Raw genomic sequence first — 15,414 nt, 5'->3', positions numbered from 1 at the left:
TATTATTTTTAGAAATAATTTATATTTTCAGTTTTTTTTCAAAAATATATTCATAATCTATATAAGTTTTTGATTTTTTTGATAAATATTTTTGGAAAAATTGCAATAATTTTACCCTACTTATAGCTAACTAAAGTAATGTTTACTCATATCTTGAAAAACAAAATCAATCGCTTTTTTAATATTTGGTCAATAATTTGGTAATATTTTTCTTATATTATGTTTTATAGCAAATCAAAAATGTTCAATTGGATTTAAATTAGGAGAATATGGCGGAAGAAATAATAGTTTGCATCCAGCATTTTCAATTAATTGTTGTGTTAATTTAGATTTATGAAACGTTGCATTATCTAAAACTATAATTTGGAATGGCAACACTTTTTAGGACTATTTTTTGGTAGACATTTGTTTTTGATAATTAACTGGAGTTAAGTAGTTTAAAGTGCTGTGGATTCTTATGTTGTTGTATCAATTGATGTAATCAAATAATTCTAATTTTAATTCGATTAATGATGTAAAATTTTTATCATTAATAAATTCAGTTTTGAAAGTTTTAAAAGTTGCTTCAGCAACAGCATTGTCATAAGGACAACCTTTTTTGCTTAAAGAGCGAGTAATATTGAATGCTAGTAAAAGTTTATCAATAATTTTATTATTAAATTCATTACCACAATCACTATGAAATATTTGAATATCTTTTAAACAGCGATTTGATTGCATAAATGCTTGATGTACTAATAAGGCATCTTTTCTAGTACCTACACTATGTCCAATAATTTCGCGGTTAAATAGGTCAATTAATAAGCAAATATAGTTTCATTTACCATTAACTTGAACATAAGTTAAATCACTGACAATAACTTCATTTTTAAGCCTATTATTAAAGTTTCTATTCACAAGATTAGTGATTTTTTCATCATTTACTTTGTTATTATGATTTTTGAATGATAATTTAGTGTATTTTGATATTAAATTATGCTTATTCATAATTTCTTTAATTTTTCGTCTTGATAAATAAATTTCTTTAATTTTCATATTTTTACTTTCATAAGCTTCTATTACTTTTCTTCGTAAGTCTTCAGTGTATGGTTTTGGCATAATTTAATCTTCCTAATCTATTTTAATTATTGCTGAATTGTACTTTTAAATTCAAAAACTGTTTAAATTACATATTATTATTTTACATTATTTATGAGTAAATATTACTTTAGTTAGCTATATTTTAGTTTTATAAAAAATATTAGTGAATTAATGGAGTGTTTATTTTTAGTAAAAATTTTTGCATATTATGAAATTTTTAAACACTAATAAAAGTAATAAAACAAAAATATGTGGTTAAACTTATAGTTTTAATTTTAGTTATAAAAATTTGTAAAAAATTATTTAAAAAAAATAAAAAAGATATATAATGATGTCGAATATTTAATATTTAAAATTGAGAAAAAATATTCAAATTGAAGTAAGGAGAAAATTAAAAAATGCCAAACCCATGAAAAACAGAAACTAATGGCCCAACAGATTTAAGCAAAGTTGCTAAATGGGAAATTAATGATGTGAATGAAACTAGAGAAAGATGAAAAAGAGAAAAAGAAGAAGAAGAAAAAAAACAACAAAAACAAAACAAAGCGGGATCTAGTTTGAAAAAATAAATTTGTTTTAAAAATTATATAAAATATAACAAGATGTTTGGTGTGTATATGAGTTTTTATTTAAACCTATTACTTTATTATTTTAAAGTAAATGGGTTTTTTTATTTTTTAATCAAATAAGGAAAAAAAATGAAACAGATATTATCAAAAGCCATAAGTGATATTGTAAAAAAAGGTCCGTGAATTACTAGAGATGAACCTTTACATCAAAATAAAGAGAAAATACAGAGAGAATTAATAACATATAAAATAAAATCAGAAAATGATTTTGTATATAAAACAGAAATTAATAAGGATATTATAATTTATGAATATTTTTTTGAGAAAATAAAAGATAAAGATAATGGTCCTTGCATTGTGACGAGAATTTATTTTAGTAATGATGAGATATGAGAAAAGATAGTATAGCTAACTAAAGTAATGTTTACTCATATCTTGAAAAACAAAATCAATCGCTTTTTTAATATTTGGTCAATAATTTGGTAATATTTTTCTTATATTATGTTTTATAGCAAATCAAAAATGTTCAATTGGATTTAAATTAGGAGAATATGGCGGAAGAAATAATAGTTTGCATCCAGCATTTTCAATTAATTGTTGTGTTAATTTAGATTTATGAAACGTTGCATTATCTAAAACTATAATTTGTCCACGCTTTAATACTGGAATTAGTTTATTTTTAACATATGATTCAAAAATTTTACTATTGCAATGTCCTTCAAATGCTCATAAGGCTTTTAATTTACCTTTATTTAGTGAACCAATTATACTCATTCTCTTTATTTTATATGCGGGTTTATTATCAAATAATCTTTTACCTTTTTCAGATCAACCATATTTATAAAATTCATTATCATCAATTCCAGATTCATCAATATATACTAAATCTTCATTCATTATTTTAGCTATTTCTTTTAAAAAATCTTCTTGTTTATTTTTATCTCTTTGTTCATATAGAAAAGTTTTTTTTATATGTATAATTTAGTTTTTTAAAATAGTTATAAACTGTTTCTTTAGTCATATTTCCAAATTTATCAATTACTTTTTGAACTGTAACATCTTTATTTTCTGCTAAATAATTTTTTAATTCATCTAAATCCTTTATTTTGTGGCTATGTCCTTTTTGATAATTCAAAATTGGTTTTATATGCCCAGTTTCTTTTTTTCTTTTTCTTCATAAAAATAAAGTCTTTCTAGTGATATTGAACACTTTACAAATTTCTTTAATTTTCATATTTTTACTTTCATAAGCTTCTATTACTTTTCTTCGTAAGTCTTCACTGTATGGTTTTGGCATAATTTAATCTTCCTAATCTATTTTAATTATTGCTGAATTGTACTTTTAAATTCAAAAACTGTTTAAATTACATATTATTATTTTAGAACCTGTTTAGAATCTTTTTAATAAAACTGAAATAAAGGAAAGAACAACCATTTGTAAACTAGTATTTAGTTTTCTTTCACAATTTTTTCATAATCTTCTGTATTTTTCTAATCAAGCAAAGCTTCGTTCTACAATTCATCTTTTTGGTAATACTACAAAAGTATGTAGTTCATTGCGTTTTATAATTTCAACATTTGCATTTATGATTGTTTTGATTTCAGAAGCAAATTTTTCACCAGTATAACCAGCATCTACTATTATTTTTTGAACTGCAGAAAGATTTTCTTTTTCATTTTCAATCATTATTATAGCGCTATTACGATCTGTTTTTTCTGCTGTGGTTATGTAAATTGCATGTGGTAAACCTTGAGAATCAACAATAATATGACGCTTTATTCCTGAAATCTTTTTACCAGCATCATAACCTTTATTTTCAGTAGTATCTGTATTTTTAACACTTTGCGAATCAATTATACAAAAACTAGTTTGTTCTTTGCGATTATTGTTGATACGAACTTTTTTAACCAATTTTTTTTAAAATTAATTGCCATACACTAGCTTCTTTACCGTTATTTTTACTTCAAATTTGAAAATAATAATATACAGTTTGTCATTTTGGAAAATTTTTTGGTAGCATTCTTCATTGACAACCACTTTTTAATACATATAAAATTGCACAAAATACTTCATATAAATCTAAACTTCTTGGTTTTGTTTTCTTTTTGCTATTTTCTAAAATTGATTTTATGTTCTCAAATTGTTCTTTGGTGACATGACTTGGATAATTTTTATGCATAATATATACCTCTGATTTTAAAATATAGCTAACTAAAGTAATGTTTACTCATATCTTGAAAAACAAAATCAATCGCTTTTTTAATATTTGGTCAATAATTTGGTAATATTTTTCTTATATTATGTTTTATAGCAAATCAAAAATGTTCAATTGGATTTAAATTAGGAGAATATGGCGGAAGAAATAATAGTTTGCATCCAGCATTTTCAATTAATTGTTGTGTTAATTTAGATTTATGAAACGTTGCATTATCTAAAACTATAATTTGTCCACGCTTTAATACTGGAATTAGTTTATTTTTAACATATGATTCAAAAATTTTACTATTGCAATGTCCTTCAAATGCTCATAAGGCTTTTAATTTACCTTTATTTAGTGAACCAATTATACTCATTCTCTTTATTTTATATGCGGGTTTATTATCAAATAATCTTTTACCTTTTTCAGATCAACCATATTTATAAAATTCATTATCATCAATTCCAGATTCATCAATATATACTAAATCTTCATTCATTATTTTAGCTATTTCTTTTAAAAAATCTTCTTGTTTATTTTTATCTCTTTGTTCATATAGAAAAGTTTTTTTTATATGTATAATTTAGTTTTTTAAAATAGTTATAAACTGTTTCTTTAGTCATATTTCCATATTTATCAATTACTTTTTGAACTGTAACATCTTTATTTTCTGCTAAATAATTTTTTAATTCATCTAAATCCTTTATTTTGTGGCTATGTCCTTTTTGATAATTCAAAATTGGTTTTATATGCCCAGTTTCTTTTTTTCTTTTTCTTCATAAAAATAAAGTCTTTCTAGTGATATTGAACACTTTACAAATTTCTTTAATTTTCATATTTTTACTTTCATAAGCTTCTATTACTTTTCTTCGTAAGTCTTCACTGTATGGTTTTGGCATAATTTAATCTTCCTAATCTATTTTAATTATTGCTGAATTGTACTTTTAAATTCAAAAACTGTTTAAATTACATATTATTATTTTACATTATTTATGAGTAAATATTACTTTAGTTAGCTATATATAATCATTTTACATTATTTTCGAAAAGATTCTAAACAGGTTCTTACATTATTTATGAGTAAATATTACTTTAGTTAGCTATATAATAACCATTATATTGTTCATAAAATTCACAAGATATTAATTCATTTTCAGTAGTAGTAATATCTGAAATATTTTTAATATATTTTAAAATGTCACTACCTTTAATACTTTCAATATTTTCTGTAATTGATTTTTTACCTAATTTATAATTAAAATCTTCAATTATTTTTAATGTTATTTTTTTATTATTTTGATTAATAGTAGTATCTTTAATTGGAAATCATGTTTCATATTCACCAATTTCTAATAACATACCTTTAGTTGTTTCTCTAACCTTATTTTTAATATCTAAATTAACATTAATCATTATGAATCCTTTCTACTTCTACGTATAAGCCTTATCACCTACAGTGATAAAAGGCTTATATACTACTAACTAAATACTTCTACTTACTATACGTAAGGCTTATGCTACTGTAAGTAGCATAAGCCTTGGAGGGTAGGGGTTCTAGGGGAAGGGAACCAAAATTTCTGAAATTTTTAAAGAGCATGAAAAAAATTACTATTGGTTAATTCCAGCACAATAGCCTACATAATTTTTTATTTAGTTATGGAATAATTAATTACTTTAATAAAGTGCTGGTTTAATAAAATAATTAATTATAATTGTTTAACAATTATAAATGAGAGTTTTATCTCTCATTTATGTTTTTATTAAATCGTATCCAAGTTTGCAATGCGCCCTTTTGACTATTGTTTAAGTTTTAAGCAAGTAGGTTTTTTATTTTGAAAGGGGAAAAATATGAATTTAAAATCTTTACTATCTGAAATAAAATTTGATTATAAAGAAATTATAGAAATTTTTAGAAAAATAGAAGCAAAAAAGGAAAATATTAAATCATTATGAGATGAATTAAGTAAGTATAAACAGCAATTACAGAAAGAAAAAAGTGATGATAATATTAACCAAAAATTATTAATTATTTATAAAGTTTCTGCTTTTGTTGAAGAAATGTTGTTAAATTCTTGTCAATCAACAGAATATGATCCTGCTACTGGAAAAATAATTAGAGACAGTAAAATGAGTGAAAATTTTGTAAATGATTGAAATAATATTAATAAAATATTAGAACAAATTTTTTTACCAGAAGATGAAGTTGTAGAAGTTGTAGAAATTTCAGAATTAGCAGATGATCAATTAAGTCTACTAAATAATGAACAAACGCAAACAAATCGTGAAAGTGAATGTTTTCCCAAATGCTGTTTAATTTTATAAAAATGAAATAAAAAATAAAAAAACTTTTCTCTAATTAGAGAAAAGTTTTAATTAACATAGTGCTTTAAATTCTACTAAAATATTGATTGAGGTAATAAAGTTCCAATACTTAACATTATTAAGGCAAAGACAGTAATACCAATAGTATATGGTCAAATTGCTCGATAAAAACTTGTTAGGGGAACTTTAGCAATGGCAAGTCCTGCCATCATTACACCTGCACTTGGTGCAAATAAATTAATTCAACCACTAGCCATAACAAAAGTAGTAATCATTCCTGAACCTAATCCTAAAGGAATTACTATTTTTGAAACAATAGGGAAAACGGCTTTTGCAAATCCTGATGTTGAAGGAATAACAAAGGCAATCAAAAGAAAAGCAAAAAAACCAATAATAACAATAGCAAATCTTGGCAATTTATCAATACTTTGCAATTGTCCAACAACAACATGTTGCATTCCTGAATGTTGTAATGATCAGCCAATTCCACCAGCAACAGCAATTATTAAAGCAACACCTAATAATTCTGAAGAACCACTAATAAAATTACGAACATATTGTTCTTCGCCTTTTCAATCAATTGCTGCAATGATAATTGAAACAAAGAAAAATAAGAAAGCTAACATTTCAATGTTTCAGTCACCAAATGCATTAATTTGACTTGTGAAATATGGAAAATATTTAATTAATGTATTGTGAAAATCATCAAAAATAGTTGTTCCTGTAATTTTACCTCATGGAATAATACAAAGCACCATAATTAAAAATGTTAATCCAAATAGTGCTAAAATAATTTTACGACGTTTAGTAAATTCAGGTATTTCTTCTTTATTAATAAATTCTTCATGATGCTCACTATGTAAGTGAAAAACAACTGATTTTTCAGGATTACGTTTAACACGGATTGCATATCACATAACAAAAGCAATAGTACCGATAGTTGCTAAAAATCAACAAATTAAACGTCAGATGATTCCATCACTAGGATTTAAACCACTAGCTTGTGAAGCTGTGGCAATAGCAAAGGGATTAAGTGTTGAAAACATAACACCAACACCAGCACCCAATAAAATCATTAATACAGCTGTAACAACATCAAAACCAGCAGCTAACATTGCTGGAATAATAATTAAATAGTAAGGAATAGTTTCTTCACACATTCCTTCAACTGTTCCACCAATCGATAGGATAGTCATAATTGAAGGAATAATTCAAATTTCTTTTCCGTTTAGACGTTTAACTAAACGACCAATTCCTGCATCTAGTGCACCTGATTTCATAACTATGCCAATATATCCACCAATTACTAAAACAAAAACAATAATATCACTGCTACCAATGAAACCTTTAATTGGAGCCAAAAATAAGTCCATGATACCTAATGGCCCACCGTCTTGTCAAGGGTTATCAGTGCTTACAGGCTTTGATTCATCTTCTAATCATTTACCTGTTGTTCCTGGAATCCAAGAAATAATGATAATTAGAGCAATAATAAAGAATAAGACTGTAATTGCTGTTGGCATTTTAAATGGAAATAAACGAAATTTTTTCTTTTTGGTAATTCCCATATATGATTAATACCTCCTTCTTTATTTTTTTAAAAGTATTATTATATAATACACTATTTATCATGTAGAATAAAAGATGTTTAAGCTTATTTTTTAAAATAACTTATTAAAAAAGTAGTATTTTTATTTAAGTAACATTATTATAATAATAGTTTTTAAAAAAATGTTATTTTTTTATTAGTATTATTTGAAAATTTAATTAAATATTAGTAGTATTTTAAAATAAAATTAGTTATTATAAATTACATATATTTTTTTATTTTTTTGATTTTATTGACTATTTCATTAATTAATGAAATCACTTTAAAGGTATATAATTATTATAATTGAAAGGAGAATATTATGTTAAAACTTTTTAAGAAAAAAGAAAGGACAAATCATAAATTAACCTTATCAGAATTAGTCTGGTTTGGTTTTAATTATACTGTTGGAATTACTTTTACTGCTAACTTTGCAATTTTAATTAATAAAGATAGTTTAAATTTAGGTTCTCATATGATTTGAATTTTTTTAGTAGAAGGTTTAATTGCAGGAACTTGTGCTTGAGCTTTCTCAAGACTTTCAAGAGTACATCCAGGTAATAATGGTGCTGCTTATATTTATGTTAGAAGTAGTTATGGTCGCTTTTGAGGTTGATTAATTTCTTTTTTACAGTATGCTACTTTACCTGTTATAGTTAGTTCACAAATTGTATCAATGATTAGAATTAACTTTACTGATCCATCTTCTTTTTTATATGCTAATTGAGGAGTATGACAACATTTAGGATTAGATTTGATTGGAATTCTAATTTATTGTTTAGCTTCTTGTGTATTATTTTTAGGAATGGCTGCATTTAAAAAATTTGTTAATATTTCTAGTTATTTAAAATGAGGAACAACTTTTTTATTAATCATAGCAACTATTATATTATTTGTGATGGCAGGAACTTCAAATTGAGATATGACTACTTCTCATCAACAATTAACTGCTAATAACTTTTCACAAGCTTTTGCCATGTGTTTCTTTTTCTTTTTAGGATTTGAAACCTATTCAACAATTGGTAAAAATGTTAGAAATCCTGAAAAAAATATTAGTCGTTCATTAGTTATTGTTATGATTTTATCTACTATTTTTTATATGGCAGTAACAATCCTTATGATTGGTGCTGTTGCTGGTAATTTTTCAGATAATCCCAACTTAAGTATTTTTAAAATTTTAGGTGATAAAGCTCATGCACAATGATTAGGAATAATTGGTATCCTTGTAATGTTAATTTGTAGTATTTCATTAAAGTCTAATGCTGGAATGCAAAATGCTTTATATAGTGGTGCTATTTTAGAACCATTATCTGTTGAGGGGTATATTTCACCTAAATATAAAGAATTATCAAAAGATAACATTCCGTTTAAAGCTTCTAGATTAAATTTAATTATTACTTTTTCTTCAGCTTTTGTATGATTAATTTTACCTGATATTATTGGAGTAATAGTTGATACGTTACACCCTGTTTATAAGGATGGACAATTAGTGTTAAGTTCGATTGTTAATTATGGAACATTAACTGCTGAAGCTGGTATTATTATGGTTATTATTTATGTTTTTGTACTTTCCATTGCAATTAAGTTGTCTATAGAAAAGAAATTGAAAAAGAATATTTTTGAAATTATTATTTGACTTGCAGCAACACTTTTCTTAGTTTGACAATTTGAAGAATGATTAAGATCTTTAATCAATGGTTTAATTTCAGGAGCAAATCTTATTGGTAAAGGTGGAACTGATACTACAAAAGGAATATCTGATATAACTTCTAATGTTTTACAATTAGTTTATTTAATTTCTAGCATTGCATTTGCTCTAATTTGATACTTTGCTTATTATAAACCAATGCAAAGAAAAAGAATGCTTACAAATCCTAAATTACAAGAAGAATTGGATAGCGAATTTAGAGTGAAAGATGATTGACCTTTTGTTGCAAAAAATCTACAAAATGAAATTGAAAATTATTTAGTACGTAATGTTTTAATTAATGGTGATGATAAAAACCCTAATTATATAATTGCTAAAAATGTACGTAAAGAATTATTGATGTCAGAAGGCGAATGGCGTGAAGACGAAGAATAAAAAAAGTTTAAAAATGTATTAGTTATAATAACTAATACATTTTTAGTATTTATTATTTTTGACAAATTTTTATAGTAATATTAAAGGTGTTAATAATGAATATTTTTTTATATTATTATAAAGTATATTGATGGTAGAAAGTAAAATATGATGTATAATGTTAATTGGATTCATTTCAATATTATGTTTAGAAGTAATTCTAAATTGTGGTTATTGTATTTGTAGTTCAAAAGTCATATTATTGGAGGTACTATATATGAATATGAAAAATATATTAAGATTAATGGGTGCATTAACATTAACAACAGCAGTTACTACTTCAGTTGTTGCTTGTGGTGATAAAGCTGGTGTAGCCATGAACGTAGAAGTATCAAAACAATTAGGGTTAACAGATGATAAAGGAGAATATGTACAAGCAGCTTCACTTGATACAACTGTCAACAAGGATAATGTTACTTGAACTGTTGATGCTTTAAAAACACCAATTAAAGCTAGTGCATTATTAGGAGAAGATAATAAAGCTGCTAATCAAGCATGTGCTGATTTTCTTACTGGTAAATTAAAACAAACAGCTACAGATGGAAAATTTAATAAAGAAGAATTAGATAAAATTACTGGTGCAGTTACTGATTTTAAACCAGAATTAGCTAAAATGGATGATGGTAAAGATTATGCTATTACTGGTGGTACTTTTAATTTCCAATTTAAAAAAGGTGAAGAGGCACTTGGTGATGTTTATGGTATTAAGTTAAAAGCTGATAAAACAAAAGGTGTTATTGCTGCTGCTCTTACTACAATAGTTGCTGAAATTAAAATAACAGATACTGATGTTACTACAAATTCAAAAATTATGTTTGTAGATGGTACTACAATTCCAGAAACTGCAAAAAAACCAGGAGAACCAATACAAATTAAAGGAGAATCAGATCAAGTAAAACAGTTTACTGCTTTAAATACTCTAACTGCTTTAAAAATTGGGGCAAATTTAGGAACAATTACTGCTGCTGGTGATGCTTGAGCTGCTGGTGATAAATTAGAAATAACTTATAAAACTGGTGATGTTACTTTTGAAGCAAAAACTGAATTAACACTTGCATAATTTTATAAAATAAAAATAATATTAATACTCCTTTTAATTTAAAAGGAGTATTTTATTTTACAAAATGTTTATTTTTTTCATATTTTTAAACATTATAAACATATATAGCTAACTAAAGTAATGTTTACTCATATCTTGAAAAAAAATCAATCGCTTTTTTAATATTTGGTCAATAATTTGGTAATATTTTTCTTATATTATGTTTTATAGCAAATCAAAAATGTTCAATTGGATTTAAATTAGGAGAATATGGCGGAAGAAATAATAGTTTGCATCCAGCATTTTCAATTAATTGTTGTGTTAATTTAGATTTATGAAACGTTGCATTATCTAAAACTATAATTTGTCCACGCTTTAATACTGGAATTAGTTTATTTTTAACATATGATTCAAAAATTTTACTATTGCAATGTCCTTCAAATGCTCATAAGGCTTTTAATTTACCTTTATTTAGTGAACCAATTATACTCATTCTCTTTATTTTATATGCGGGTTTATTATCAAATAATCTTTTACCTTTTTCAGATCAACCATATTTATAAAATTCATTATCATCAATTCCAGATTCATCAATATATACTAAATCTTCATTCATTATTTTAGCTATTTCTTTTAAAAAATCTTCTTGTTTATTTTTATCTCTTTGTTCATATAGAAAATTTTTTTTATATGTATAATTTAGTTTTTTAAAATAGTTATAAACTGTTTCTTTAGTCATATTTCCAAATTTATCAATTACTTTTTGAACTGTAACATCTTTATTTTCTGCTAAATAATTTTTTAATTCATCTAAATCCTTTATTTTGTGGCTATGTCCTTTTTGATAATTCAAAATTGGTTTTATATGCCCAGTTTCTTTTTTTCTTTTTCTTCATAAAAATAAAGTCTTTCTAGTGATATTGAACACTTTACAAATTTCTTTAATTTTCATATTTTTACTTTCATAAGCTTCTATTACTTTTCTTCGTAAGTCTTCACTGTATGGTTTTGGCATAATTTAATCTTCCTAATCTATTTTAATTATTGCTGAATTGTACTTTTAAATTCAAAAACTGTTTAAATTACATATTATTATTTTACATTATTTATGAGTAAACATTACTTTAGTTAGCTATATGATTCAAAAATTTTACTATTGCAATGTCCTTCAAATGCTCATAAGGCTTTTAATTTACCTTTATTTAGTGAACCAATTATACTCATTCTCTTTATTTTATATGCGGGTTTATTATCAAATAATCTTTTACCTTTTTCAGATCAACCATATTTATAAAATTCATTATCATCAATTCCAGATTCATCAATAGACTTACTGCATAACGTTTTTAAGTTTTAATGATAAATTATAAAATCCTGCAATTAAATTAAATCTTAAAAATATTCGTTTTCTACCTTTTCTAAATTTATAACCAATAATTTTAAAACATTTTAAAAATGCAAAAACATGTTCAATTTTTCTGCGAGTTTTATTAATAATCTTATTAAAAATTTTAATTTTACTTGTTTTAGGATTATTTTTACTAGTTTTAATGGGTAAAAATGTATTACTATGAATTTTTTGTAAACCTTGATAACCTTTATCTGCAAGAATTACAGTTTCTGACAAAAATTCTAACTTTGAATTTTTAAAAGTTTTAAAATCATGATTTTTACCAGTATCAGGAAAAATATTTAAAATTTCATTAGTATGTGCATTAATTATGGTTTGAAACTTAACAGTATGCATTCATTTTTTGCCAGAAAATCAATCTTTTTGATTATATTTTGGTCGTTCTGTTTCTACTTCTGTTACATCAATTATCAAAATTTTATTTTTGAATTCTTCTTTTTAAAAAAATATTTTTATTTGTTAAATTATTAAACTTATTATTATTTATTAAAATGTCTTCAATTGAACGAATATTTCGTAAAGCAGTAGTATCAACCATATCATACTCAGCACCAATACTATGATATGTACGATTTTCATATAAATATCTTAAAGTCATTACTAGTCTATCTTCTATTGACATTTTATATGGCCTTCCACCAGTGGTATTTTTTAGATTTTGATGATCTAATAAAATATTTAAAATTTCATTAAAAACTAGTTTATTAATACCAACTATTTTACGAAAATATTGATCCGGTTTATCTTTTAATTCAAAATATGTCATAAAATTTATCCTTAACTATTCAAATTTTATTTTAATAATAACCTGAATTGTAAATATAAATGGGACATTTTTTTAAAATAATTGTATTAAATCTATTGGTCTTTTATAAGAGAGTGATTTTCTTGGTGTAGAATTAATTTGAAATGCTATTTGATTCAATGATTTTTGATTAAAATTAGATAAATCAATGGATTTTGGTAAATATCTTCTTAAAATACCATTATTATTTTCATTTAAACCCCTTTGACAAGGTTTACCAGGATCTGCAAAATAAATTTTGACATTACAAATTTTTTCGATTAATCTTCATTTACTAAATTCTTTGCCACGATCAAAAGTAATGGTTTTAACTGTTCCTTTTTGTAATTTTGAAATAAATTTTATTATATTTTTCATAATATTTTCTGATTTATTATTTTTAGTTGCTAAAGGAATTGTGGTTTTTGATCATATATCAGCCAAAGTAATAATAGAACTTTTATGATCTTTACCAATGATAGTATCACCTTCTAAATGACCAAATTCTTGTATATTTTTAATATTAGGAATGATTAAATTTCTTTCATGAATAGACTTACAATTATTAATTCTGCCCCTAGTTTCTTTTTGTTTGTGAGATTTATTTTTTCCTTTTCTCAACAATTTATTTTCATCAAAACCCATTCGATTTGTTTTAAACATGTTATATAAGGTTTTTGTTGAAATACTTTTTATTTTATTTTCCTTTAAAAAATTAGCAATTATATCAAGAGCATAATTTTTAGTAATTAACAAATTATTAATAGTATTAATTTCTATTAAATTTAAAATTATTAATTTTCTACCTGCATTTTGTTTATTTTTTTTAAATTGATTTAATATTTCTAATGGTAATAAGTTTTTATTTAATAATCTGCAAACTCTATGTACTGTTGATTTACTATAATCAACCATTTTTGCTATTTTACGAATCGAAAATCGATAACCTTTATATTCTTTTATTGCTATTATTGATTCAATAGTTAGATACTTATAAATTGTGTTAATTCCTTTCTTTTCTTAATTATAGAATTAACACAATTTAATTTTTATATAAGTGTCCTTTTTAATTTTACAATTCAGGTAACAAAAAAATGAAAAGTTAACTAGTTATGCAGTAAGTCTAATATATACTAAATCGTCATTCATTATTTTAACAATTTCTTTTAAAAAATCTTCTTGTTTATTTTTATCTCTTTGTTCATATAGAAAAGTTTTTTTTATATGTATAATTTAGTTTTTTAAAATAGTTATAAACTGTTTCTTTAGTCATATTTCCAAATTTATCAATTACTTTTTGAACTGTAACATCTTTATTTTCTGCTAAATAATTTTTTAATTCATCTAAATCCTTTATTTTGTGGCTATGTCCTTTTTGATAATTCAAAATTGGTTTTATATGCCCAGTTTCTTTTTTTCTTTTTCTTCATAAAAATAAAGTCTTTCTAGTGATATTGAACACTTTACAAATTTCTTTAATTTTCATATTTTTACTTTCATAAGCTTCTATTACTTTTCTTCGTAAGTCTTCACTGTATGGTTTTGGCATAATTTAATCTTCCTAATCTATTTTAATTATTGCTGAATTGTACTTTTAAATTCAAAAACTGTTTAAATTACATATTATTATTTTACATTATTTATGAGTAAATATTACTTTAGTTAGCTATAAAATAAAGAGAATGAGTATAATTGGTTCACTAAATAAAGGTAAATTAAAAGCCTTATGAGCATTTGAAGGACATTGCAATAGTAAAATTTTTGAATCATATGTTAAAAATAAACTAATTCCAGTATTAAAGCGTGGACAAATTATAGTTTTAGATAATGCAACGTTTCATAAATCTAAATTAACACAACAATTAATTGAAAATGCTGGATGCAAACTATTATTTCTTCCGCCATATTCTCCTAATTTAAATCCAATTGAACATTTTTGATTTGCTATAAAACATAATATAAGAAAAATATTACCAAATTATTGACCAAATATTAAAAAAGCTATTGATTTTGTTTTTCAAGATATGAGTAAACATTACTTTAGTTAGCTATAGAAAATAGAACTAAGATTGAAGCAAAATTAATTGATAAAGAAAAACAAAGACAACATGAAAAAGATTTACAAGATTCTAGATTTAAGCATGAATCACTTGAAAATGAAAAAGACAGAAAATTACAAAAAGAATTAGCTGAAGAAAAAACTAAAAGATTAGGGTTAATATTAGAAAATAAATTAACTATAAGTAGACAAAATTATTATTTAAAACATGATAATAATCCTAAATTAAAATTGGAACTTAA

The 15,414-nt window shown here is 23.8% G+C and carries 20 protein-coding genes; 6 read left to right on the top strand and 14 right to left on the bottom strand.

Annotated elements, in window-relative coordinates; genetic code table 4:
- Positions 1 to 126: 126 nt before the first annotated feature.
- Both ACQH26_RS04975 and ACQH26_RS04970 read right to left on the bottom strand, forming a co-directional pair.
- Positions 127 to 378, bottom strand: a complete 252-nt coding sequence (locus tag ACQH26_RS04975) for a transposase (protein ID WP_425383010.1) — start codon at positions 376 to 378, stop codon at positions 127 to 129.
- A gap of 9 nt (positions 379 to 387) precedes the next feature.
- On the bottom strand, positions 388 to 1,098 hold the full coding sequence (locus ACQH26_RS04970) for an IS3 family transposase (RefSeq protein ID WP_425383009.1): 711 nt from the start codon (positions 1,096 to 1,098) through the stop codon (positions 388 to 390).
- 380 nt (positions 1,099 to 1,478) lie between these two features.
- Here ACQH26_RS04970 and ACQH26_RS04965 point away from each other — a divergent pair, with 380 nt between their 5' ends.
- Both ACQH26_RS04965 and ACQH26_RS04960 read left to right on the top strand, forming a co-directional pair.
- Positions 1,479 to 1,649: a hypothetical protein gene (locus ACQH26_RS04965; protein WP_400255195.1), complete on the top strand. Its 171-nt coding sequence runs from the start codon at positions 1,479 to 1,481 to the stop codon at positions 1,647 to 1,649.
- Between the two features lie 129 nt (positions 1,650 to 1,778).
- Positions 1,779 to 2,057, top strand: a complete 279-nt coding sequence (locus tag ACQH26_RS04960) for a hypothetical protein (RefSeq protein ID WP_425383008.1) — start codon at positions 1,779 to 1,781, stop codon at positions 2,055 to 2,057.
- On the opposite strand, the gene ACQH26_RS04955 is transcribed toward ACQH26_RS04960, so the two are convergent.
- The 6 genes from ACQH26_RS04955 to ACQH26_RS04930 all read right to left on the bottom strand — a co-directional run bounded on the left by ACQH26_RS04955 (position 2,058) and on the right by ACQH26_RS04930 (position 5,260).
- Positions 2,058 to 2,546: an IS630 family transposase gene (locus tag ACQH26_RS04955; protein ID WP_425381862.1), complete on the bottom strand. Its 489-nt coding sequence runs from the start codon at positions 2,544 to 2,546 to the stop codon at positions 2,058 to 2,060.
- Positions 2,547 to 2,586: 40 nt separating this feature from the next.
- Complete coding sequence (locus tag ACQH26_RS04950) at positions 2,587 to 2,946, bottom strand: helix-turn-helix domain-containing protein (RefSeq protein WP_425381863.1); 360 nt, start codon at positions 2,944 to 2,946, stop codon at positions 2,587 to 2,589.
- Between the two features lie 93 nt (positions 2,947 to 3,039).
- A protein-coding gene (locus ACQH26_RS04945; RefSeq protein ID WP_425382012.1) for an IS5 family transposase occupies positions 3,040 to 3,829 on the bottom strand; the annotation gives its coding sequence in 2 pieces (ribosomal slippage) (positions 3,040 to 3,567 and positions 3,569 to 3,829; 789 coding nt in all).
- A gap of 28 nt (positions 3,830 to 3,857) precedes the next feature.
- Entirely contained in the window at positions 3,858 to 4,346 is a 489-nt protein-coding gene (locus ACQH26_RS04940; protein WP_425381862.1) for an IS630 family transposase, read from the bottom strand.
- A gap of 40 nt (positions 4,347 to 4,386) precedes the next feature.
- Positions 4,387 to 4,746 (bottom strand): helix-turn-helix domain-containing protein, encoded by a 360-nt coding sequence (locus ACQH26_RS04935; protein ID WP_425381993.1) that lies wholly within the window; start codon positions 4,744 to 4,746, stop codon positions 4,387 to 4,389.
- Positions 4,747 to 4,939: 193 nt separating this feature from the next.
- Complete coding sequence (locus tag ACQH26_RS04930) at positions 4,940 to 5,260, bottom strand: hypothetical protein (RefSeq protein WP_425383007.1); 321 nt, start codon at positions 5,258 to 5,260, stop codon at positions 4,940 to 4,942.
- A gap of 435 nt (positions 5,261 to 5,695) precedes the next feature.
- On the opposite strand from ACQH26_RS04930, the gene ACQH26_RS04925 reads away from it, so the two are divergent.
- The gene (locus ACQH26_RS04925; protein ID WP_425383006.1) at positions 5,696 to 6,169 is read left to right on the top strand and encodes a hypothetical protein; all 474 of its coding nucleotides are present in this window, start codon (positions 5,696 to 5,698) and stop codon (positions 6,167 to 6,169) included.
- A gap of 74 nt (positions 6,170 to 6,243) precedes the next feature.
- On the opposite strand, the gene ACQH26_RS04920 is transcribed toward ACQH26_RS04925, so the two are convergent.
- A complete protein-coding gene (locus tag ACQH26_RS04920) occupies positions 6,244 to 7,530 on the bottom strand; it encodes a YfcC family protein (RefSeq protein ID WP_425383005.1) in 1,287 nt (428 codons plus the stop codon).
- Between the two features lie 549 nt (positions 7,531 to 8,079).
- On the opposite strand from ACQH26_RS04920, the gene ACQH26_RS04915 reads away from it, so the two are divergent.
- The gene (locus ACQH26_RS04915) at positions 8,080 to 9,840 is read left to right on the top strand and encodes an APC family permease (RefSeq protein WP_425383004.1); all 1,761 of its coding nucleotides are present in this window, start codon (positions 8,080 to 8,082) and stop codon (positions 9,838 to 9,840) included.
- Positions 9,841 to 10,096: 256 nt separating this feature from the next.
- The gene (locus tag ACQH26_RS04910; RefSeq protein WP_425383003.1) at positions 10,097 to 10,939 is read left to right on the top strand and encodes a hypothetical protein; all 843 of its coding nucleotides are present in this window, start codon (positions 10,097 to 10,099) and stop codon (positions 10,937 to 10,939) included.
- Positions 10,940 to 11,063: 124 nt separating this feature from the next.
- On the opposite strand, the gene ACQH26_RS04905 is transcribed toward ACQH26_RS04910, so the two are convergent.
- The 5 genes from ACQH26_RS04905 to ACQH26_RS04885 form a co-directional block, all read right to left on the bottom strand.
- Positions 11,064 to 11,933, bottom strand: a complete 870-nt coding sequence (locus tag ACQH26_RS04905) for an IS630 family transposase (RefSeq protein WP_425383002.1) — start codon at positions 11,931 to 11,933, stop codon at positions 11,064 to 11,066.
- A gap of 315 nt (positions 11,934 to 12,248) precedes the next feature.
- On the bottom strand, positions 12,249 to 12,743 hold the full coding sequence (locus ACQH26_RS04900; protein WP_425381872.1) for a transposase family protein: 495 nt from the start codon (positions 12,741 to 12,743) through the stop codon (positions 12,249 to 12,251).
- A gap of 4 nt (positions 12,744 to 12,747) precedes the next feature.
- Complete coding sequence (locus ACQH26_RS04895; RefSeq protein WP_425381897.1) at positions 12,748 to 13,095, bottom strand: transposase family protein; 348 nt, start codon at positions 13,093 to 13,095, stop codon at positions 12,748 to 12,750.
- 72 nt (positions 13,096 to 13,167) lie between these two features.
- Positions 13,168 to 14,112 carry an IS30 family transposase gene (locus ACQH26_RS04890; protein WP_425381880.1) on the bottom strand — a complete coding sequence of 315 codons (945 nt, stop codon included), beginning with the start codon at positions 14,110 to 14,112 and terminating at the stop codon, positions 13,168 to 13,170.
- Between the two features lie 190 nt (positions 14,113 to 14,302).
- Positions 14,303 to 14,662 (bottom strand): helix-turn-helix domain-containing protein, encoded by a 360-nt coding sequence (locus ACQH26_RS04885; RefSeq protein ID WP_425381863.1) that lies wholly within the window; start codon positions 14,660 to 14,662, stop codon positions 14,303 to 14,305.
- 133 nt (positions 14,663 to 14,795) lie between these two features.
- Here ACQH26_RS04885 and ACQH26_RS04880 point away from each other — a divergent pair, with 133 nt between their 5' ends.
- A complete protein-coding gene (locus tag ACQH26_RS04880) occupies positions 14,796 to 15,161 on the top strand; it encodes a transposase (protein ID WP_425382104.1) in 366 nt (121 codons plus the stop codon).
- Positions 15,162 to 15,414 lie beyond the last annotated feature (253 nt).

This window comes from Spiroplasma endosymbiont of Melieria omissa, from assembly GCF_964031175.1.
Lineage (GTDB): Bacteria > Bacillota_I > Bacilli_A > Mycoplasmatales > VBWQ01 > Spiroplasma_E > Spiroplasma_E ixodetis_A.
The sequence above is the reverse complement of the archived record's forward strand: the minus strand, read 5'-3'. Positions and strand labels throughout refer to the sequence as shown.